This is a genomic window from Pseudomonas sp. RC3H12 (assembly GCF_018596375.1).
Lineage (GTDB): Bacteria > Pseudomonadota > Gammaproteobacteria > Pseudomonadales > Pseudomonadaceae > Aquipseudomonas.
The window spans coordinates 4,996,039-5,017,500 of record NZ_CP075595.1 but is presented as its reverse complement, the minus strand read 5'-3'; the positions used below and the strand labels follow the sequence as shown (position 1 = coordinate 5,017,500).

General features: G+C 63.9%; 19 protein-coding genes (1 of these 19 only partly in view). 10 read left to right on the top strand and 9 right to left on the bottom strand.

What is annotated here, in order from left to right:
- Positions 1-647 carry the 5' portion of an acyl-CoA dehydrogenase gene (locus tag KHO27_RS22975; protein WP_023630017.1) on the bottom strand. It extends 535 nt beyond the left edge of the window, so only the first 647 of its 1,182 coding nucleotides appear in the window; the start codon lies at positions 645-647; the stop codon falls past the left edge of the window.
- A 163-nt stretch (positions 648-810) separates the two neighbouring features.
- On the opposite strand from KHO27_RS22975, the gene KHO27_RS22970 reads away from it, so the two are divergent.
- The 5 genes from KHO27_RS22970 (at position 811) to scpC (ending at position 6,720) form a co-directional block, all read left to right on the top strand.
- Positions 811-1,710: a LysR family transcriptional regulator gene (locus KHO27_RS22970; protein ID WP_214500815.1), complete on the top strand. Its 900-nt coding sequence runs from the start codon at positions 811-813 to the stop codon at positions 1,708-1,710.
- A 438-nt stretch (positions 1,711-2,148) separates the two neighbouring features.
- Positions 2,149-3,270 carry a Re/Si-specific NAD(P)(+) transhydrogenase subunit alpha gene (locus KHO27_RS22965; protein ID WP_038707135.1) on the top strand — a complete coding sequence of 374 codons (1,122 nt, stop codon included), beginning with the start codon at positions 2,149-2,151 and terminating at the stop codon, positions 3,268-3,270.
- 11 nt (positions 3,271-3,281) lie between these two features.
- The gene (locus KHO27_RS22960; protein WP_110696745.1) at positions 3,282-3,596 is read left to right on the top strand and encodes an NAD(P) transhydrogenase subunit alpha part 2; all 315 of its coding nucleotides are present in this window, start codon (positions 3,282-3,284) and stop codon (positions 3,594-3,596) included.
- Positions 3,597-3,598: 2 nt separating this feature from the next.
- Positions 3,599-5,035: an NAD(P)(+) transhydrogenase (Re/Si-specific) subunit beta gene (locus KHO27_RS22955; protein WP_214500814.1), complete on the top strand. Its 1,437-nt coding sequence runs from the start codon at positions 3,599-3,601 to the stop codon at positions 5,033-5,035.
- 191 nt (positions 5,036-5,226) lie between these two features.
- Complete coding sequence (gene scpC / locus KHO27_RS22950) at positions 5,227-6,720, top strand: succinyl-CoA:acetate CoA-transferase ScpC (RefSeq protein ID WP_110696747.1); 1,494 nt, start codon at positions 5,227-5,229, stop codon at positions 6,718-6,720.
- 74 nt (positions 6,721-6,794) lie between these two features.
- Here scpC and KHO27_RS22945 read toward each other — a convergent pair whose 3' ends face one another.
- Positions 6,795-8,462: a putative bifunctional diguanylate cyclase/phosphodiesterase gene (locus KHO27_RS22945; RefSeq protein WP_214500813.1), complete on the bottom strand. Its 1,668-nt coding sequence runs from the start codon at positions 8,460-8,462 to the stop codon at positions 6,795-6,797.
- A gap of 256 nt (positions 8,463-8,718) precedes the next feature.
- On the opposite strand from KHO27_RS22945, the gene rep reads away from it, so the two are divergent.
- Both rep and xpt read left to right on the top strand, forming a co-directional pair.
- On the top strand, positions 8,719-10,728 hold the full coding sequence (rep, locus tag KHO27_RS22940; RefSeq protein ID WP_102684790.1) for a DNA helicase Rep: 2,010 nt from the start codon (positions 8,719-8,721) through the stop codon (positions 10,726-10,728).
- 64 nt (positions 10,729-10,792) lie between these two features.
- Positions 10,793-11,365, top strand: a complete 573-nt coding sequence (gene xpt / locus KHO27_RS22935; RefSeq protein WP_028689919.1) for a xanthine phosphoribosyltransferase — start codon at positions 10,793-10,795, stop codon at positions 11,363-11,365.
- Between the two features lie 39 nt (positions 11,366-11,404).
- Here xpt and KHO27_RS22930 read toward each other — a convergent pair whose 3' ends face one another.
- The 5 genes from KHO27_RS22930 to dadA form a co-directional block, all read right to left on the bottom strand.
- On the bottom strand, positions 11,405-13,267 hold the full coding sequence (locus KHO27_RS22930) for an acetyl-CoA hydrolase/transferase C-terminal domain-containing protein (protein WP_110696751.1): 1,863 nt from the start codon (positions 13,265-13,267) through the stop codon (positions 11,405-11,407).
- Between the two features lie 135 nt (positions 13,268-13,402).
- Complete coding sequence (locus KHO27_RS22925; protein WP_110697524.1) at positions 13,403-13,807, bottom strand: c-type cytochrome; 405 nt, start codon at positions 13,805-13,807, stop codon at positions 13,403-13,405.
- A 154-nt stretch (positions 13,808-13,961) separates the two neighbouring features.
- Positions 13,962-14,510, bottom strand: coding sequence for a cupin domain-containing protein (locus KHO27_RS22920; RefSeq protein ID WP_023629132.1), 549 nt, complete (start codon positions 14,508-14,510; stop codon positions 13,962-13,964).
- A gap of 108 nt (positions 14,511-14,618) precedes the next feature.
- Positions 14,619-15,692: an alanine racemase gene (alr, locus tag KHO27_RS22915; protein ID WP_110696753.1), complete on the bottom strand. Its 1,074-nt coding sequence runs from the start codon at positions 15,690-15,692 to the stop codon at positions 14,619-14,621.
- A gap of 164 nt (positions 15,693-15,856) precedes the next feature.
- Positions 15,857-17,158 (bottom strand): D-amino acid dehydrogenase, encoded by a 1,302-nt coding sequence (gene dadA, locus KHO27_RS22910; protein ID WP_110696755.1) that lies wholly within the window; start codon positions 17,156-17,158, stop codon positions 15,857-15,859.
- 156 nt (positions 17,159-17,314) lie between these two features.
- Here dadA and dadR point away from each other — a divergent pair, with 156 nt between their 5' ends.
- Positions 17,315-17,803 (top strand): transcriptional regulator DadR, encoded by a 489-nt coding sequence (gene dadR / locus KHO27_RS22905; protein ID WP_003258963.1) that lies wholly within the window; start codon positions 17,315-17,317, stop codon positions 17,801-17,803.
- Between the two features lie 4 nt (positions 17,804-17,807).
- On the opposite strand, the gene KHO27_RS22900 is transcribed toward dadR, so the two are convergent.
- Positions 17,808-18,161 carry a YkgJ family cysteine cluster protein gene (locus tag KHO27_RS22900; RefSeq protein WP_110696757.1) on the bottom strand — a complete coding sequence of 118 codons (354 nt, stop codon included), beginning with the start codon at positions 18,159-18,161 and terminating at the stop codon, positions 17,808-17,810.
- Between the two features lie 144 nt (positions 18,162-18,305).
- On the opposite strand from KHO27_RS22900, the gene KHO27_RS22895 reads away from it, so the two are divergent.
- Positions 18,306-19,598, top strand: coding sequence for an NAD(P)/FAD-dependent oxidoreductase (locus tag KHO27_RS22895; RefSeq protein ID WP_214500812.1), 1,293 nt, complete (start codon positions 18,306-18,308; stop codon positions 19,596-19,598).
- Here the strand turns inward: KHO27_RS22895 and KHO27_RS22890 are convergent.
- Positions 19,595-19,825: a DUF1127 domain-containing protein gene (locus KHO27_RS22890; RefSeq protein ID WP_046857575.1), complete on the bottom strand. Its 231-nt coding sequence runs from the start codon at positions 19,823-19,825 to the stop codon at positions 19,595-19,597. The genes KHO27_RS22895 and KHO27_RS22890 overlap by 4 nt on opposite strands.
- A 176-nt stretch (positions 19,826-20,001) precedes the next feature.
- On the opposite strand from KHO27_RS22890, the gene KHO27_RS22885 reads away from it, so the two are divergent.
- Positions 20,002-21,432, top strand: a complete 1,431-nt coding sequence (locus KHO27_RS22885) for an aminotransferase-like domain-containing protein (RefSeq protein ID WP_178081997.1) — start codon at positions 20,002-20,004, stop codon at positions 21,430-21,432.
- Positions 21,433-21,462: the final 30 nt, after the last annotated feature.

The window sequence follows — 21,462 nt, the reverse complement described above, 5'->3', positions numbered from 1 at the left end:
GCACGCAGGCCGACTTTGCCATGGATGGCCGGAGCACTGAGGCCGTCCCAGCCTTTCTCCAGCACGAAGCCACGGATATCGCCGGCATCGTCCTTGGCCCAGACCACGAACACATCGGCGATCGGGCTGTTGGTGATCCACATCTTGCTGCCGCTCAGACGATAACCACCGTCGACCTTGCGGGCGCGGGTGATCATCGAGCCCGGGTCGGAACCATGGTTGGGCTCGGTCAGGCCGAAGCAGCCGATCCATTCGCCACTGGCCAGCTTCGGCAGGTACTTCTGCTTCTGTGCCTCGGTACCGAACTCATTGATCGGCACCATGACCAGCGACGACTGCACGCTCATCATCGAGCGGTAGCCGGAGTCGATACGCTCCACCTCGCGGGCGATCAGGCCGTAGCAGACGTAGTTCAGGCCACTGCCGCCGTACTGCTCGGGAATGGTCGCACCGAGCAGGCCGACTTCACCCATCTCACGGAAAATCGCCGGATCCGTCTGTTCATGACGGAACGCCTCCAGCACACGGGGCGCCAGCTTGTCCTGGGCGAACTGATAGGCGCTGTCACGGACCATGCGCTCTTCTTCAGTGAGCTGCTGATCCAGCAGCAGCGGGTCGATCCAGTTGAAGCTTGCCTTGCCAGCCATGTGCGGATTCCTCGAAAGATGGGAACGAATTGTTGTGCTGGATTGATCCTAGGCCTGTTTGGCGTGAGGGACAAACGAGGATTGCGCACCGTTTAGTGATATTTTCTCACTTCGTAATCATCAAAATGCCCTACTCAACGCCTGACATGTGAGGTTCACGTACATGCGCCGAAAGATTCCCAGCACCACCGCCCTGATCTGCTTCGAGGCGGCCGCACGTCACGAGAGCTTCACCAAGGCCGCCCAGGAACTGGCCCTGACCCAGGGCGCCGTCTGTCGGCAGATCGGCAGCCTGGAGGCCTTCCTCAATGTCGAGCTGTTCCGCCGCTCGCGCCGGGGCGTGAAACTGACCGAAGCCGGGCTCTCCTACAGTCGCCAGGTAACCGCACAGCTGGATGCGGTGGAGCGCGACACGCTTTCGGTGATGCGCCAGCAAGGCGCCAATGTGATCGAACTGGCAGTGGTGCCGACCTTCGGCACCCAGTGGCTGCTGCCGCGCCTGAAGGACTTCCAGCAGCGTCACCCGGAGGTCACGGTCAACCTGACCAACCGCACCCGCCCCTTCCTGTTCGCCGACACGCCCTTCGATGCCGCCATCTACTTCGGCGACGCCGACTGGTCGGGCACCCAATCCCACCGACTGATGGGCGAGAACCCCGTGCCGGTGTGCAGCCCTTCCCTGCTGGAAGGGCAAGCCAGGCTCGACGCCCAGCGCATTGCCGACTTGCCACTGCTGCAGCAGACCACCCGCCCTTATGCCTGGCGACAATGGTTCGACGGCTTGGGGATGAGCGTCGAACGCGACATGACCGGCCCGCGCTACGAGCTGTTTTCGATGCTCGCCCAGGCCGCCATGCATGACATGGGCATTGCGCTGATTCCACCGTTCCTGATCCAGCGCGAGCTGCAGGAGGGCCGACTGGTGGTCGCTAACAGGCATGCCCTGACCAGCGACAAGGCCTACCATCTGATGATCCCCGAGCGGAAGGTCGAGTCCGCCTCGCTACGGGCGTTCCGCGACTGGCTGGTGGCGCAGGCGCAACGATACACCGCCACGGAATAGGGTGAAGCGGGCAAAGCTGACCCCGTAGTCAATTATTTTTAACACCTACAGATATATGGATTTGTCGCAAATTCGTAATCTGTTCCGTTCACCCTGAAAAACATAGCAACCCTAGTTACTGCGCGGGTTTGCAGCTGATTTTGCGACATTCAGCAAACTGAGAACGAAAATAGCGGAATTTTTTTCAAATTTTCTCCTAAGCTCCGCATAGCGCGTGCTTGACGGGTTGAGGGCAAATTGTTGCGACATACGGTCACAGGGTGACTTGTAGTTTTGACTTCGTTTCGCTCCAGAACCGGTTGAAGGCCCTCGGGTTCGTCTGCAAAATGCCTCCCCCGCCCCGGATCCGGCGGGGTCGTGCTCTACGACCACCCAGCCGCACCACCCGAAGTGCGCTGGTTCCTATAAAGACAAAAGGTCACCGCAGGAGACAAAGTCGTGCACATTGGTGTTCCTCTCGAAACGCAGACGGGTGAGACAAGGGTCGCCGCGACCCCGGAAACCATCAAGAAACTGGTTGGCCAGGGCCATCAGGTCACCGTGCAACGGGGGGCAGGGCTAAAGGCCAGCATTCCGGACAGTGCCTATGAGGCCGTTGGCGCCAACTTGGGCGAAGCCGCCGACGCCTTCGGCGCGCAGCTGGTGCTCAAGGTGGTCGCGCCCAGTGACCAGGAGTTGGCGCTGATCAACAGTGGCAGCCTGCTGGCAGGCATGCTCAACCCGTTCAACAACGAACTGATCGCCAAGATGGCCGAGCGCGGCATCACCGCCTTCGCCCTGGAAGCCGCACCGCGCACCTCACGCGCGCAGAGCCTCGACGTCCTGTCGTCGCAAGCCAACATCGCCGGCTACAAGGCCGTGTTGCTGGCCGCCCACCACTACCCGCGCTTCATGCCCATGCTGATGACCGCCGCCGGCACCGTGAAAGCCGCCCGCGTGCTGATCCTCGGTGCCGGTGTGGCCGGCCTGCAGGCCATCGCCACGGCCAAGCGCCTGGGCGCGGTGATCGAGGCGTCCGACGTGCGCCCGGCAGTGAAGGAGCAGATCGAGTCGCTCGGCGCCAAGTTCATCGACGTGCCCTACGAGACCGACGAGGAACGTGAGTGCGCCGAAGGTGTGGGCGGCTACGCCCGGCCAATGCCGGCCAGCTGGATGCAGCGCCAGGCCCAGGCCGTGCACGAGCGTGCCAAGCAGGCGGACATCGTCATCACCACCGCACTGATCCCCGGACGCAAGGCACCGACCCTGCTCAGCGCCGAGACCGTGGCGCAGATGAAACCCGGTTCGGTGGTCATCGACCTGGCCGCGGCCCAAGGCGGCAACTGCCCGCTGACCGTGGCCGACCAGGTGGTGATGGCGCACGGCGTGACCCTCGTCGGCCCGACCAACCTGCCGGCCCAGGTCGGTGCCGACGCCTCGGCGCTGTACGCGCGCAACCTGCTGGACTTCATGAAGCTGCTGTTCGACAAGGACGGCAACCTGGTCATCAACCTCGAAGACGACATCGTCGCCGCGTGCCTGATGTGCCGCGACGGCCAGGTCGTGCGCAAGAACGGCTGAGGAGCACGACAATGGAAGACATGCTGATTTCCCACGGCATCTACAACCTGATCATCTTCGTGCTGGCCATCTACGTGGGCTACCACGTGGTGTGGAACGTCACCCCGGCCCTGCACACGCCGCTGATGGCGGTCACCAACGCCATTTCCGCGATCGTCATCGTCGGTGCCATGCTGGCCGCCGCGCTGACCGTCACCCCGGTCGGCAAGGTCATGGGCACCCTGGCCGTGGCGCTGGCCGCGGTCAACGTGTTCGGTGGCTTCCTGGTCACCCGCCGCATGCTTGAGATGTTCAAGAAGAAAACCAAGAACGAGGCGCAGAAGTAAGCATGAGCATGAATCTGGTAACGCTCCTCTACCTCGTCGCCTCGGTGTGCTTTATCCAGGCGCTCAAGGGCCTGTCGCACCCGACCACTTCGCGGCGCGGCAACCTGTTCGGCATGATCGGCATGGGGATCGCCATCCTCACCACCGTTGGCCTCATCTATAAGCTTGGGGCTGAGCTTGCGACAGCGGGTATCGGCTACGTGATCGTCGGCCTGCTGGTCGGTGGTACCGCGGGTTCGATCATGGCCAAGCGCGTGGAGATGACCAAGATGCCCGAACTGGTCGCGTTCATGCACAGCATGATCGGCCTGGCCGCGGTATTCATTGCCATCGCCGCCGTGCTCGAACCACAGTCGCTGGGCATCGTCGCCGCCATCAGCGACCCGATCCCCACCGGCAACCGCCTCGAGCTATTCCTTGGCGCGGCCATCGGCGCCGTCACCTTCTCAGGTTCCGTGATCGCCTTCGGCAAGCTGTCGGGCAAGTACAAGTTCCGCTTGTTCCAGGGCGCACCGGTACAGTTCGCCGGCCAGCACAAGTTGAACCTGATCCTGGGCCTGGCGACCATCGCCCTGGGGCTGCTGTTCACCTTCACCGGCCACTACAGCGCCTTCACCCTGATGCTGGCCCTGGCCTTCGTCATGGGCGTGCTGATCATCATCCCGATCGGCGGCGCCGACATGCCGGTGGTGGTGTCGATGCTCAACAGCTATTCGGGCTGGGCAGCAGCCGGTATCGGCTTCTCGCTGAACAACTCGATGCTGATCATCGCCGGCTCCTTGGTCGGCTCCAGCGGCGCGATCCTCTCGTACATCATGTGCAAGGCGATGAACCGTTCGTTCTTCAATGTGATCCTCGGTGGCTTCGGTGCCGACGTCGATGCCGGTACCGCGACGGGTTCGAAAGAGCAACGCCCGGTGAAATCCGGTTCGGCCGACGACGCCACGTTCCTGCTGAGCAACGCCGACAGCGTGATCATCGTCCCGGGCTATGGCCTGGCGGTGGCCCGTGCCCAGCACGCGCTCAAGGAGCTGACCGAGAAGCTGACCCACAACGGCGTGACCGTGAAGTATGCGATCCACCCGGTGGCGGGGCGCATGCCCGGGCACATGAACGTGCTCCTGGCCGAGGCCGAGGTCCCGTACGACCAGGTGTTCGAGATGGAAGACATCAACGCCGAGTTCGGCCAGGCCGACGTGGTGCTGGTGCTGGGCGCCAACGATGTGGTCAACCCGGCGGCAAAGAACGATCCCAAGTCGCCGATCGCCGGCATGCCGATCCTCGAGGCCTTCAAGGCCAAGACCATCATCGTCAACAAGCGCTCCATGGCCAGCGGCTATGCCGGCCTGGACAACGAATTGTTCTACCTGGACAAGACCATGATGGTGTTCGGTGACGCGAAGAAGGTCATCGAGGACATGGTCAAGGCTGTGGAGTAGGTCCAACGAGCATCGCGGCCGCTTGTACAAGACAAACCCCGGGAAGCCATTTCCGGGGTTTGTCGCATTTGCCTGATCCAGATCAACGGCTCTATTTCCGGGCCGCTCATACGACCATGGTCGCGGGACGGCACCGGGCGAAATCTCTAGACTGCGCTTCCAGTAGCTTCAGTAGCCTGAGATAACAATCCATGTACCGTGATCGTATCCGCTTGTCCTCCCTGCACAGCAAGGTAATGAGTGCGGCTGACGCCGCTGGCCTGATCGAGGACGGCATGACCGTCGGCATGAGCGGCTTCACCCGCGCCGGCGAAGCCAAGGCCGTGCCCCACGCACTGGCCGAGCGCGCCAAGCAGTCGCCGCTGAAGATCAGCCTGATGACCGGCGCCAGCCTGGGCAACGACCTGGACAAGCAACTGACCGAAGCCGGCGTACTCGCCCGGCGGATGCCGTTCCAGGTCGACAGCACCCTGCGCAAGGCCATCAACGACGGCAAGGTGATGTTCATCGATCAGCACCTGTCGGAAACCGTCGAGCAGTTGCGCAACAAGCAACTGACCCTGCCGGACATCGCGGTCATCGAAGCGGTGGCGATCACCGAGCAAGGCCATATCGTGCCGACCACCTCGGTGGGCAACTCGGCCAGCTTCGCGATCTTCGCCAAGCAGGTCATCGTCGAGATCAACCTGTCGCACAACGCCAACCTTGAAGGCCTGCACGACATCTACATCCCGACCTACCGTCCGACCCGCACGCCGATCCCGCTGGTGAAGGTAGACGACCGCATCGGCAGCACCGCGATCCCGATCGACCCGGCGAAGATCGTCGGCATCGTCATCAGTGACCAGCCGGACTCGCCGTCCACCGTGCTGCCGCCCGATCATGAGACCCAAGGCATCGCCGACCACCTGATCGCCTTCCTCAAGGGCGAGGTGGATGCCGGCCGCATGAGCAACAACCTCGGGCCGCTGCAGGCCGGTATCGGCAGCATCGCCAACGCGGTGATGTGCGGCCTGATCGAGTCGCCGTTCGAAAACCTGACCATGTACTCCGAAGTGCTGCAGGACTCGACCTTCGACCTGATCGACGCCGGCAAGCTGAGCTTTGCCTCGGGCAGCTCGATCACCCTGTCGAGCCGCCGCAATGCCGATGTGTTCGGCAATCTGGAGCGCTACAAGGACAAGCTGGTGCTGCGTCCGCAGGAGATTTCCAACCACCCTGAAGTGGTGCGTCGCTTAGGGATCATCGGCATCAACACGGCGCTGGAGTTCGACATCTACGGCAACGTCAACTCGACCCACGTCTGCGGCACCAGGATGATGAACGGCATCGGCGGCTCGGGCGACTTCGCCCGCAACGCCCACCTGGCGATCTTCGTCACCAAGTCGATCGCCAAGGGCGGCGCGATTTCCAGCGTGGTGCCGATGGTCAGTCACGTCGACCACACCGAGCATGACGTGGACATCCTGGTGACCGAAGTAGGCCTGGCCGACCTGCGCGGCCTGGCGCCGCGCGAGCGCGCCCGGGTGATCATCGACAACTGCGTGCACCCGGACTACCGCGCTGCACTCAACGACTACTTCGAGCGCGCTTGCCAGCGTGGCGGGCATACCCCGCATATTCTGCGCGAGGCGCTGAGCTGGCACGAGAACCTGGAAGAAACCGGGCGCATGCTCGCCGGTTGATTCTACGCAGACCGGGGCTTTGCCCCGGATCGCGGGACAAGCCCGCTCCTACAGGGGCGGGCTTGTCACATCGATCAAAGGGTCTGCACCAGGCCCGAAGCCGGCACCTGCAACAGGTACTCGATCAACGCCTCCACCGGCAACGGCCGACTGACCAGGAAGCCCTGCACCTGGTCGCAACCGAACGCCCGCAGCAGTGCCAGCTGCTCCTCGCTCTCCACCCCTTCTGCCACCACCTCCAGATTGAGGTTGTGCGCCAGGTTGATCATCGCGTGGACCAGCTTGGCGTTCTCTTCGCGTTGCTCCATGCCGCCGACGAAGCTGCGATCGACCTTCAGCAAGGTGATCGGCAAGCTGTTCAGGTGCACGAACGATGAAAAGCCGGTGCCGAAGTCATCCAGCGAGAAGCGCACCCCCAGCCGCCCGAGGGCATCCATGGTCTGGCGGACCAACTCATTGCGCCGCATGACCGCCGTTTCGGTCAGCTCGAACTCCAGCCAGCGCGCATCGACCCCGTGCTCGACGATCAGCCGGCTCAGAGTCGCTAGCAGCTGACTGTCCTGGAACTGGCGAAAGCTCAGGTTCACCGCCATGTGCAGCGGTGCCAGGCCACGTTCGCGCAGGGCCTGCATATCGCTCAGGGCCCGCGAGATCACCCAGTAACCCAGTGGCACGATCAACCCGCTCTGCTCGGCCAGCGGCACGAACTCGCTGGGCGCCAGCAGGCCGCGCTCGGGATGGTTCCAGCGCACCAGCGCCTCGAGCCCGACGATACGCCCGTCGGCAAGGTTCAGCCGCGGCTGGTAGTGCAGTTCCAGCTCGTCGCGGCGCAGGGCGCGGCGCAACTCGCTTTCCAGGTCGGCGAGGCTGCGGGCGTTGCGATTGATACGCTCATTGAATACGTGGAAGGTACAGCCCTGGCTGCCCTTGGCCTGGCGCATGGCGATGTGGGCGTGCCACATCAGCGGGTCGGCGCCGGCCTGGGCGCGGGCATGGGCGATCCCCAGGCTGCAGCCGAGCAGCAGGCTCTCGCCGTCGATCCAGTAGGGCTCGGTCAGCGCCTCGGTGATGCGCTCGGCCATCCACTCGGCGCGGTTGGGGTCACGCCGGGTGTCGATCAACAACGCGAACTCGTCGCTGCCCAGGCGCGCCAGCTGGTCGCTCGCCTCCAACTGGTGCTTCAGGCGGGCGACCACCTGCAGGATCAGGCGATCGCCCCCCTGGTGGCCGAGGGCGTCGTTGACGTGGCGGAAGTTGTCCAAGTCGAGGTGGCCGAGGGCCAGGCCACGGCCTTCGTTCTCGGCCAAGCGCGCGGTCAGCAAGGCCTGGAAGCCCTGGCGGTTGGCGATGCCGGTCAGTGGGTCTTGTTCGGCCAGGCGCTGCAGGGTGGCCACCAGCACGCCGCGCTCACGCACATGGCGCAGCGAACGACGCAACGTGTCGGTGGACAGTTGCGCCAGCACCAGCCAGTCGCTTGCGCCCAGCGGCGCGCTGGCCGGTTCCTGCTCAAGCAGCAGGATCGTCGGCAGCTCGCAACGCCCCGGCGCGGGCTGCAGCTCGGGCGTGGCCAGCACCACGGCCTGACGGTCGTTGGCGAACAGGCTATCCACCGCCGCCCAGTTCGGCGCGGTCAGCAGCACGACGCTGCCACCCATAGGTTGCAAGCACTCGCGCAGATGCACGGCCCACTCCGGCTCATCAGCCAACAGCAGCAAACGCAGGGGTTCGACAGGCGTGGACAAGCGGGCTCCTTAGATGTGGGCGGTGGAACGGCGAGCGCGGGCAATCCTACCCGATTAATTGGAAATGATTTTCACTTTTAGTCATTGCCCGTCCCTGGCCACCATCCCGACGCAATCTGACGTGCATCCTGCGCGAAAGTAGCAGATGCGGCAAATCCGATTCGCGCCCTGCATCACAACGTCAGACGGTCGCGCATTAACCACCCCATGCCTGCTAGAATGCGCGGCTATTTTCTGGTCACCCCCGGTTTCTAGCATGTCCCGACTCAATCCCCGGCAACAGGAAGCCCGCGACTACGTCGGCGGCCCTCTTTTGGTGCTCGCCGGTGCAGGCTCCGGCAAGACCAGCGTGATCACGCGCAAGATTGCCCACCTCATCCAGAACTGCGGCATCCGCGCCCAGTACATCGTCGCCATGACCTTCACCAACAAGGCCGCGCGCGAGATGAAGGAGCGAGTCGCCACCCTGCTGCGTCCGGGGGAAGGCCGGGGCCTGACCGTGTGTACCTTCCACAACCTGGGCCTGAACATCATCCGCAAGGAGCATGACCGCCTGGGCTACAAGCCGGGGTTCTCGATCTTCGACGAGTCCGACATCAAGGCGCTGCTGTCGGACATCATGCAGAAGGAATACTCCGGCGACGACGGCATCGACGAGATCAAGAACATGATCGGTGCCTGGAAGAATGACCTGATCCTGCCGCCCGAGGCCCTGGAAAAGGCGCGCAACCCGCGCGAGCAGACCGCGGCCATCGTCTACACCCACTACCAGCGCACGCTCAAGGCGTTCAACGCGGTGGACTTCGACGACCTGATCCTGCAGCCGGTCAAGCTGTTCCAGGAACACCCCGACGTGCTCGAACGCTGGCAGAACCGCGTGCGCTACCTCCTGGTGGACGAGTACCAGGACACCAACGCCAGCCAGTACCTGCTGGTGAAGATGCTGATCGGCATGCGCAACCAGTTCACCGTGGTCGGCGACGACGACCAGTCGATCTACGCCTGGCGTGGCGCGCGCCCGGAAAACCTGATGCTGCTCAAGGAGGACTACCCCTCCCTGAAGATCGTCATGCTCGAGCAGAACTACCGCTCCACCAGCCGCATCCTGCGCTGTGCCAACGTGCTGATCGCCAACAACCCGCATGCCTTCGAAAAGCAGCTGTGGAGCGAGATGGGCGTGGGCGACGAGATCCGCGTGATCCGCTGCAAGAACGAGGAAGCCGAAGCCGAACGCGTGGCCATGGAGATCCTCACCCTGCACCTGCGCACCAACCGCCCGTACAGCGACTTTGCCATCCTCTACCGCGGCAACTACCAGGCCAAACTCATCGAATTGAAGCTGCAGCACCACCAGGTGCCGTACCGACTGTCCGGCGGCAACAGCTTCTTCGGTCGCCAGGAGGTCAAGGACCTGATGGCCTACCTGCGCCTGCTGGTGAACCCCGACGACGACAATGCCTACCTGCGTGTCATCAACGTGCCGCGCCGCGAGATCGGCTCGACCACGCTGGAAAAGCTCGGCAACTATTCCACCGAGCGCGGCATCTCGATGTACGCCGCCAGCGAGGAGATGGGCCTGGGCGAGCACCTCGACGCCCGCTACACCGAGCGCCTGCAGCGCTTCAAGCACTGGCTCGACGGGGTACGCCACAAGGTCGCCCTGGACGACCCGATCGCCGCGCTGCACGAGATGATCCGCGACATCGACTACGAGAACTGGATCCGCCAGCAGACCGCCAGCGACAAAGCCGCCGAGTTCCGCATCAGCAACGTCTGGTTCCTGGTCGAAGCGCTGAAGAACACCCTCGAGAAGGACGAAGAGGGTGACATGACCATCGAGGACGCCATCGGCAAGCTGGTGCTGCGCGACATGCTCGAGCGCCAGCAGGAAGAGGAAGAAAACGCCGAGGGCGTGCAGATGATGACCCTGCACGCCTCCAAGGGCCTGGAATTCCCTTACGTGTTCATCATGGGCATGGAGGAGGAGATCCTCCCTCACCGCTCGAGCATCGAGGCCGACACCATCGAGGAGGAACGCCGCCTGGCCTACGTGGGCATCACCCGCGCGCGCCAGACCCTGGCCTTCACCTTCGCCGCCAAGCGCAAGCAGTACGGCGAAATCATCGACTGCACACCGAGCCGGTTCCTGGATGAACTGCCGCCGGACGACCTGGCCTGGGAAGGCCTGGACGATGCGCCCGTGGAAGTGAAAGCCGCGCGCGGCAACAACGCCCTGGCCGATATCCGGGCAATGCTCAAACGCTGATCAACCATTACTCTTAAACTTTGCCGCTATTTGCGGCCACCTTTGCTACATCGAGGAAAAAAAAGTGGAAGCACTGCATCAGAAGATTCGCGAAGAAGGCATCGTGCTTTCCGACCAGGTACTCAAAGTCGACGCGTTTCTCAACCACCAGATCGACCCGGCGCTGATGCAGCTGATCGGTGACGAGTTCGCCCGCCTGTTTGCCGACTCCGGCGTGACCAAGATCGTCACCATCGAAGCGTCGGGCATTGCCCCAGCGGTGATGACCGGCCTGAAGCTCGGCGTGCCGGTGATCTTCGCCCGCAAGCACCAGTCGCTGACCCTGACCGAGAACCTGCTGACTGCCTCGGTGTACTCCTTCACGAAGCAGACCGAGAACACCGTGGCCATCTCGCCGCGCCACCTCAACAGCAGCGACCGCGTGCTGGTAATCGACGACTTCCTGGCCAACGGCAAGGCGTCCCAAGCGCTGATCTCGATCATCAAGCAAGCCGGCGCCACCGTGGCCGGCCTGGGCATCGTCATCGAGAAGTCGTTCCAGGGCGGCCGCGCCGAGCTGGACAGCCAGGGCTACCGCGTCGAGTCGCTGGCCCGGGTGAAGTCGCTGGAAGGTGGCGTGGTCACCTTCATCGAGTAATGGATCCGTGGGGGCGGGCTTGCCCGCTCCCACGCAGTCTCACGGTTTGGTAGCCTGAAGTCCTGCCAGCAGCAGCCGCTGGTACAACTCCTCCTTCAGCCCCTGTGGTTCCCCCAGCCCCATGCGCGCCAACTGCGCTGCATAGGCCTCGGGCGCCGGCGCATCCAGAGCCGCCTTGCCCAGCTCCAGCGCCTCGCTCAGCTTGAACTTGCTCTTGAGCCAATTCAGCGCCCGCAACAAGTCACGCTCCTCGGCCGTGAAATCGCTGCCCAACGGATATTCCGGGAACAATCGCGCATGCCGCGCGCGGGTTGCCTCCAGACGCTCGGGAGTGTTGTCGGTATAGCGCGCATCCAGCACGAAATCCTTCGCCAGCTTGCCCGCCGCCTTGGCTCGCTCCATCAGCTCGCGCTGAAAACGTGAGTCGCTGATCGCCAGCAACCGCGCGATCACCTCGCTGTCGGTCTGCCCGCGCAGGTCGGCGATGCCGTATTCGGTGATCACGATGTCTCGCAAGTGCCGGGGTATGGTGCAATGGCCGTAGGTCCAGTAAAGATTGGAGGTCACCTCGCCACCGACCTCGCGCCAGCTGCGCAACAAAAGGATCGAGCGACCGCCCTCCAGCGCATGGCCTTGGGCGACAAAGTTGTACTGCCCACCCACACCGCTGAGTACCCGGCCATCCTCGAGCTGGTCGGCGACACCGGCACCCAGCAAGGTCATGCCGAATACCGTATTGATGAAGCGCGCATCCCGGCGCTGGCAGCGCTTGCGCTCCTCCTGGCCGTAAAGCTCGTTGATGTAGCTGATGGCGGTCATGGCGAAGCATGCGCGCTGCTCCAGCGGCATCTCGCGCAGGCGCTGGTAAAACGCCCGTGGGCCGAGGAAGAACCCACCATGCACCAGCACGCCGTGCTCGTCGGCCGGGCGGCGCACCACCCCGGCTTCAGCCAGCGCAAGCAACCCGTTGACGAACATTTCGCTACAGCCATACAGCCCCTGGGCAAAGGTATCCCGCCCCCCTTCCCGCTCGATCAGTGCCTGCCATGGGCCGACATCCAGCTCATCGAGCAGCGCACGATAGCCTTCGTTATCGCCCTGGCGCGCCAGCAGCGCCGCCGCCACCGCATCCCCCATGGCGCCGATACCGATCTGCAGGGTGCCTCCGTCACGCACCAGAGTGCTGGCATGCAGGCCGATGCAATGGTCTTGGGTGTTCACCGGCATGTTTGGCGTGGAGAACAACCGGCGACTTTCGGGCTGGTCGATCAGCAGGTCGAACTGTTCCAGGCGCAGCTCCGCGTCCCCTGGCATGTAGGGCAGTTCGTCATGGATCTGACCAAGCACCAGGATGGTCTCGCCCTCAGCGCGGCGCCGGGCGATCATCGGCAGCAGGTCGAGGGTGATATCGGGGTTGCAGGCCAGGCTCAGGTGATCGGGCCGCTCGGGCGTGGCCGCCACCAGCTGCGCAATCAGGTTCAGTCCCTTGGCGTTGATATCCCGTGCGGCGTGGCTGTAGTTGCTGCTGACGTAGGCCTGCTGAGCCGTGTCGCTGTGCAGCAGGCTGCCGGGCTGCATGAAGAACTGCTCGACGCGGATGTTCGGCGGGAGCCGGTCGGCACGCAGGTCGGCCAGATAGGTGAGCTCTTCGTAGTCGGCGAACACACGCTCGACGAAGGGCTCGAGGAAACGACGCTGCAGACCGTCGCCCAGCGCGGGCCGGCCCAGGGACAGGGCGGTGTAGATCGTCAGCCGGCGCTCGGGAAGATCACGAACCCGCGCGTACAGCGCGTTGACGAAGGCGTTGGGTTTGCCCAGGCCGAGCGGCAGGCCCATGTGAATATGGCTGGGCAGTCGGGCCAGGGCCTGTTCGACAGCCTGGTCGATGGAGCAGCGATACATCTGGGCCTCCTGAGTCATCCGTGGGTTCAGGGGTTGGACACAAGTCACAGCGGGTTGGTTGCCTGTCCCGCCCCCGCCCGGCCCAAAAACAAAAGCCCGCCATCAGAGGCGGGCTTTATACAAGTCAGGTCCGGCTCACAGCCCGGACATCTTCTTGATCGCGCCCTTCAGGTCTTCATCCGAACAATCGGCACAAGTGCCCTTCGGCGGCATGGCGTTGATCCCGGTGATGGCCTTGGCCAGGATGCCATCAAGGCCGCCCTGGTGGTCGGCACGCTCTTTCCACGCGGCGGTGTCACCGATCTTCGGCGCGTTCAGCAGGCCGGTGCCATGGCAGGCATTACAGTGTTTGGCGATGATCTCATCCGGCGTCTTGGCACCGCCGCCACCGGCACTGGCGGCCACTTCCATGCCCTTGCATTCCTGGCCCTGGACGCACACCTGGCCGACCGGCTCGAGACGCTTGGCGATGTCGTCGTTGGTTGCAGCGGTTGCGCTCATTGCCCAAAGGGCGAATACGGCTGCTGGTACGGCCAGCATCTTCTTGATTTGGTTCACGCGAACACCCTCATGGTGGCTAATCACGCCCGCGGCCACGGAATTGCGAGCGTTGAAAAGTATAGCGGGAACCTGGAAGGCGTGAAACGACCACACTCAGGGAAAGGGTATTGACCCATCAATGCACTGCGCTGGATCAAAAGTTCGACGGGGTGGCCGCGCTGATCAGCCGGGCCGGCTCCTCGAACGGGTTGCGGAAGCGGTGCGGGCGGGTGCTTTCGAAGTAGTAGCTGTCGCCGGCCTCGAGGATGAAGATCTCGGTGCCGACCACCAGTTCCAGGCGGCCTTCGAGAAGAATGCCGGTCTCTTCGCCATCATGGGTGAGCATTTCCGCCCCCGTGTCGGCGCCCGGCGGGTAGACCTCGGTCAGAAACGCGATGGCGCGATTGGGGTGCGACTTGCCGACCAATTTCATGGTCACCGCGCCATCGGAGATGTCGATCAGCTCGTGCGCCTTGTAGACGATCTGGGTTGGGCTTTCGGGCGCGAGTTCCACCGAGAAGAACTCGACCATGGACATGGGGATACCGCTGAGCACTTTGCGCAGGGAGCTGATCGACGGGCTCACGCTGTTCTTCTCGATCATCGAGATGGTGCTGTTGGTCACCCCCGCGCGCTTGGCGAGTTCGCGCTGGGACAGGCCCTTGAGCTTGCGGATGGCTTGCAGTCGTTCACCGACGTCCAAAGCTTGCGCCTCCAGAAACGGTCGAGGTTGGGGGAGTGTGAACGATATGATGGCAATGCCGTTCAGTATTTACAACACACAGCCCCGCAGCCTGTCCGCTTCAGCGCCTTATTCGCCGATATAGTCCAGCGGCACGCGCTTGAGATTGCAGAAGATCTGGTACGGAATGGTCCCGGCCTGCATGGCCACGTCGCTGGCCAGCACTTGCTTGCCCCACAACTCGACCGGGCTGCCGATAGTGGCCTCGGGCACGTCTGTGAGGTCGACGCAGAGCATGTCCATCGACACGCGGCCAATCAGCTGGGTGCGCTTGCCGGCCACCACCACTGGCGTGCCAGTAGGTGCCTGGCGCGGGTAGCCGTCGGCATAACCCATGGCGACCACGCCGACCCGCGTCGGCCGAGGGCTGACGAACTTGGCGCCATAGCCCACAGGCTCGCCGGCGGGCAGCTCGCGCACGCTGATGATGCGTGATTGCAGGGTCATCACTGGCTGCAGACGAGCAGCCTCGGCCTGCTCCACTTCGAACGGCGTGGCGCCGTAGAGCATGATGCCCGGACGCACCCAGTCGCTCTTGATGCTCGGCCAGCCCAGCACGGCCGGCGAGTTGCGCAGGCTGCACTCGGCGGCCAGCCCCTGGCGGGCGGCCTCGAACACGGCGACCTGCTGTGCGGTAGCGGCGGCGTCGAGCTCGTCGGCGCGGGCGAAGTGGCTCATCAGTACGATGCGTGAGACCTTGCCGCTGGCCAGCAGGCGCTGGTAGGCGTCGGCGTAGTCCTTGGGGTGCACGCCGACACGGTGCATGCCGGTGTCCATCTTCAACCAGACGGTCAGCGGCTTGTGCACCGAGGTCTTCTCGATCGCTTCCAACTGCCATGGCGAATGCACCACGCACCACAGATCATGTTCGGCGATCAGCGCCAGCTCGCTGGCCTCGAAGAAACCTTCGAGCAATAGTACCGGTGCCTTGATGCCCGCCGCGCGCAGCTCCAGGGCCTCCTCGATGCAGGCCACGGCAAAACCGTCGGCCTCGGTTTCGAGCGCCAGTGCGCAACGCACCGCGCCATGGCCATAGGCATCGGCCTTGACCACGGCCAGGGCCTTGGCGCCGGTCAGCTCACGGGCCAGGCGGTAGTTGTGTCGAAGGGCTTGGAGGTCGATCAGGGCACGGGCGGGACGCATGGCGGCAGCCTTCTGGCAGTTCTGGTTATCGATAAAGCCCCGGCGCGGCAGATGGGGGTAGGTACCCACCGCGCCGGGGTGAGGGAACAGGTCAATTGGTTTAGGGCCTCATCGTGGGGCAAGTCGCATCGGCGCACCACGATAAGGCCAACAGCATCGAATGCTTACTGGTGCGCAGGCGCCGGCTGTCCGTGCTTGGCAGTCTCGCGGCTATTGCCATAACGCGAGATGTCCAGGCCTTCGGCACTGATCTGCGGCTTCTTGCGCGCAATCAGGTCGGCCAGCAGGCGACCGGAACCGCAGGCCATGGTCCAGCCTAGGGTGCCGTGACCGGTGTTGAGGAACAGGTTACGGAACTTGGTCGCCCCGACGATCGGGGTGCCATCCGGAGTGGCCGGGCGCAGGCCGGTCCAGAAGCTCGCCTGGCTCAGGTCGCCGCCGCGAGGATAAAGGTCGTTGACGATCATCTCCAGCGTTTCGCGTCGACGCGGGTTCAGCGAAAGGTCAAAACCGGCGATCTCGGCCATGCCGCCGACACGGATGCGGTTGTCGAAACGGGTGATGGCGACCTTGTAGGTCTCGTCCAGGATGGTCGAAGTCGGCGCCATGTCACCATTGGTGATCGGCACGGTCAGCGAGTAGCCCTTGAGCGGGTAGACCGGTGCCTTGATGCCCAGCGGCTTGAGCAGCTGCGGCGAGTAGCTACCCAGGGCCAGCACGTAGCGGTCGGCGGTTTCCAGCTTGCCGTCGATCCAGACGCCGTTGATGCGGTCACCGGCGAAGTCCAGGCGCTGGATATCCTGGCCGAAGCGGAACTCGACACCCAGCTTGATGGCCATCTCGGCGAGCTTGGTGGTGAACATCTGGCAGTCGCCAGTCTGGTCGTTGGGCAGGCGCAGGGCGCCAGCGAGGATACCCTTCACGCTCTCCAGGGCCGGTTCGACCCGGGCAATGCCGTCACGGTCGAGCAGCTCGTACGGTACACCGGACTGCTCCAGCACTGCGATGTCCTTGGCCGCGGCGTCCAGCTGCGCCTGGGTGCGGAACAGCTGGGTGGTTCCCAAGCTGCGGCTTTCGTAGGCGATGCCGGTTTCGGCGCGCAGCTCGTCGAGGCAATCGCGGCTGTACTCGGACAGGCGCACCATGCGCTCCTTGTTCACCGCATAACGGCTGGCGGTGCAGTTGCGCAGCATCTGGGCCATCCACAGGTACTGGTCGACGTCGCCGGTCAGCTTGATGGCCAGGGGCGCGTGGCGTTCCAGCAGCCACTTGATGGCTTTCAGCGGCACGCCCGGTGCGGCCCAGGGCGAGGCATAGCCGGGCGAGATCTGGCCTGCGTTGGCGAAGCTGGTTTCCATGGCCACCGCCGGCTGGCGATCGACCACCGTCACCTCGAAACCTTGCCGGGCCAGATAGTAGGCACTGGCGGTACCGATCACACCGCTACCAAGTACCAGAACTCGCATTGTTGTATCCCTCGCACGCGGCTTGCCGCAGTCTTTTGTTGAAATGGCATGGATGCGCGCAGTATAAGAATCTCCGACCAGTGCTATTCACTATATAAGCAGCTATATTTGGCGAGAATTCTCGGCAAAATGGCCTTTCACGGAGGGGCATCCCCTATGAGAACCCAGCACCAGAGCAAGCGTGAACTGGACAAGATCGACCGCAACATCCTGCGGATCCTGCAGAATGACGGGCGTATCTCCTTCACCGAACTGGGCGAGAAGGTCGGGCTGTCCACCACCCCCTGCACCGAACGGGTGCGGCGCCTGGAACGCGAGGGGATCATCATGGGCTACAACGCCCGGCTCAACCCGCAGCACCTGAAGGGCAGCTTGCTGGTGTTCGTCGAGATCAGCCTGGACTACAAGTCCGGGGACACCTTCGAGGAGTTCCGCCGCGCCGTGCTCAAGCTGCCCCATGTACTGGAATGCCACCTGGTATCCGGGGATTTCGACTACCTGGTGAAGGCGCGAATCTCGGAGATGGCGTCGTATCGCAAGCTGCTCGGCGACATCCTGCTCAAGCTGCCCCATGTGCGCGAGTCGAAGAGCTACATCGTGATGGAAGAAGTGAAAGAGAGCCTGTGCCTGCCGATTCCGGACTGAAGCCTTACACCAGCACCTGGCGGGTACTGGCGATATAGGTGTGAACCAGCTGCTCGGCCGCCGGGTCGATCGGCTGCTCCGGGCCCCGCCCCCTGGGGCAGGCCAGCCGCGGCGTGGTGCCGAACAGGCGGCAGATCATCGGGCGCTCTTCATATACGGTGCAGCCGTTCGGGCCCAGGTGCACGCAGTCCAGGCGCTCCAGCGCGGCTTCCTGCTCGGCCTGGGTCTTGCGCGGCAGGCGGGCCATTTCCTCGGCCGAGGTGGTGACCGGGCCGCAGCAGTCATGGCAGCCGGGCTCGCACTCGAACGAGGGGATGAGCTCGCGCAGGAAATGGATCTTGTGGCGGTTGCAGGACATAAACGGCGCATCTGGGACATGAGTGCTGGATTATAAGGCAATCGCAGGAATCATCGTGGGAGCGGCGGTGCGCCGATGCGACTTGCCCCGCGATTGGCCGGTTGCCTATCCTCGCCTTTTCGCCTTGCACCCAGGAAACGACACATGGTCCACAGCGCGCAACACGCCGCCTCCTACTACGCCGCCAGCAGCGCGCCACACCCCGACTACCCGTTCCTGCAAGGCGAGCACAGCGCCGACGTATGCATTGTCGGCGGTGGCTACTCGGGCCTGAACACCGCCATCGAATTGGCCGAACGCGGCTTGTCGGTGATCCTCCTGGAAGCACGCAAGCTCGGCTGGGGCGCCAGCGGCCGCAACGGTGGCCAGCTCATCCGGGGCGTCGGCCACGGCCTGGAGCAGTTTCTCCCGGTGATCGGTGAAGAAGGCGTGCGCAGCATGAAGCTGCTGGGCCTGGAGGCCGTGGAGATCGTCCGCGAGCGTGTCGAGCGCCATGGCATCGACTGCGACCTGACCTGGGGCTACTGCGACCTGGCCAACAAGCCCGCCGAACTGGAAGGCTTCGCCGAGGACGCCGAGGAACTGCGCAGCCTGGGTTATCGTCACGAACTGCGCCTGGTGCAGCCCGGCGACATGCACTCGGTAGTAGGTTCCGAGCGCTATGTCGGCGGCCTGATCGACATGGGTTCCGGTCACCTGCACCCACTCAACCTGGCGCTGGGCGAAGCCGCCGTGGCCAGGCGCCTGGGTGTCGGCTTGTACGAGCAGTCGGAAGTGACCCGCATCGAGTACGGCCCGGAAGTGAAGGTGCATACCGCCCAAGGCCGGGTGCGCGCCAAGACGCTGGTGCTGTGCTGCAACGCCTACCACAACGACCTCAACCGCGAACTGGGCGGCAAGGTGCTGCCCGCCGGCAGCTACATCATCGCCACCGAACCCTTGGGTGAGGAACGCGCCCGCCAGTTGCTGCCGCAGAACATGGCGGTATGCGACCAGCGCGTGGCGCTGGATTACTATCGCCTCTCTGCCGACAACCGCCTGCTGTTCGGCGGCGCCTGCCACTATTCCGGGCGCGACCCGCAGGACATCGCCGCCTACATGCGCCCGAAAATGCTCAAGGTGTTCCCGCAACTGGCCGATGTGCGCATCGATTACCAATGGGGTGGCATGATCGGCATCGGTGCCAACCGCCTGCCGCAGATCGGCCGCTTGGCCAGCCAGCCCAACGTCTACTACGCCCAGGCTTATTCGGGCCACGGGCTCAACGCCACCCACCTCGCCGGACGCCTGCTCGGCGAGGCCATCAGTGGCCAGCAGAGCGGGCGCTTCGATCTATTCGCCAAGGTCCCGCATACCACCTTCCCCGGCGGCAAACTGCTGCGTTCGCCGCTGCTGGCACTGGGGATGCTCTGGTATCGACTCAAAGAGCTCGCCTAGTCACGCCAGAAGGGCTTGCTCGCCTCATGCCGAGCCTGCTCCCAGCTGATGCCGATATCGCGCAGTTGGTAATCCTCCAACTGCAACAGGGCCCTGCGGGTGCGCCAGCGATGCAGCATCAGGCTCCAACGACCCATCCCTTGGGGCGCGCTGAAGACCCGGGGACGCTGCTCCGACTCCAGTTCACTGGCCAACAGTTGCAAGCGCACATCGCTCATGCCACCCATCACCACGTCCTCCGTTCAGTACCTGACGTGGAGACAGCATGCGGGTACACCTCCTACCAATACAGAGCCAAAATCGACTTATTATTCCCATACAGAATTGGCGCAAATAGGGCTGCATGCAGTATTTTTCACCTATCTGTACCGGTCCTTGGTCATCAGCTGAGCAGGAGTATGCAGTGACCCTCTATTTCAACCTCGCCGAACTGCTCGGTTCACGCATCGAGCAGGGCCTGTATCGCCCCGGCCAGCGCCTGCCGTCAGTGCGCGCCCTGAGCGTGGAGCATGGCGTCAGCCTGAGCACCGTGCAGCAGGCTTACCGCCTTCTGGAGGACAACGGCCTGGTCTCGCCGCGCCCCAAGTCCGGCTACTTCGTCGCCGAGGACCGCCAGCTACCAGCCCTGCCAGCCATCAGCCGCCCAGCCCAGCGTCCTGTGGATATCTCCCAGTGGGAACAAGTGCTGGAGCTGGTGCGCGCCACCCCGCGCCCGGAAGTGATCCAGCTCGGCCGCGGCATGCCCGACGTCGACAGTCCCACGCTCAAGCCACTGTTGCGCAGCCTGGCGCAGATCAGCCGGCGCATGGACATGCCCGGCCTGTACTATGACAACATCCACGGCAACGCCCTGCTGCGCGAGCAGATCGCCCGCCTGATGCTCGACTCCGGCTGCCGCCTGGGCCCGGCCGACCTGGTGGTGACCACCGGCTGCCACGAGGCGCTGTCGTGCAGTATTCGCGCGGTGTGCGAACCCGGTGACATCGTCGCGGTCGATTCACCCAGCTTCCACGGCGCCATGCAGACGCTCAAAGGCCTGGGCATGAAGGCCCTGGAAATCCCCACCGACCCCATCACCGGCATCAGCCTGGAAGCCCTCGAGCTGGCCCTCGAGCAATGGCCGATCAAGCTCATCCAGATCACCCCCAACTGCAACAACCCCATGGGCTACATCATGCCCGAGGCGCGCAAGAAGGCGCTGCTCACCCTGGCCCAGCGCTACGACGTGGCGATCCTCGAGGACGACGTGTATGGCGACCTGGCCTATACCTACCCGCGCCCGCGCACCATCAAGTCGTTCGACGACGATGGCCGCGTGCTGCTCTGCAGCTCGTTCTCCAAGACCCTGGCGCCAGGCCTGCGGGTTGGCTGGGTGGCTCCGGGTCGCTATCTGGAGCGGGTGCTGCACATGAAGTACATCAGCACCGGCAGCACCGCCTGCCAGCCGCAACTGGCGATCGCCGACTTCATCGCCGAAGGCCACTACCAGCCCCACCTGCGACGCATGCGCAGCCAGTACCAGCGCGGCCGCGACCAGATGTGCGACTGGGTGACCCGCTTCTTCCCGACAGGCACCCGGGCCAGCCGCCCGCAAGGTGGCTTCATGCTGTGGGTGGAACTGCCGGAGAGTTTCGATACGCTGCGCCTGAACCGCGCTTTACTGGAGCAAGGTGTGCAGATCGCGGTGGGCAGCATCTTCTCAGCCTCGGGCAAGTACCGTAACTGCCTGCGCATGAACTTCGCCGCCAGGCCCACGCCGCAGATCGAAGCCGCCGTGCGCAAGGTCGGTGAAACCGCCCTTCGTCTACTGGATGCCGAACACCCTGACAGGTAACTTTGCGCCGCCTGCCACGGTCCAACTTCA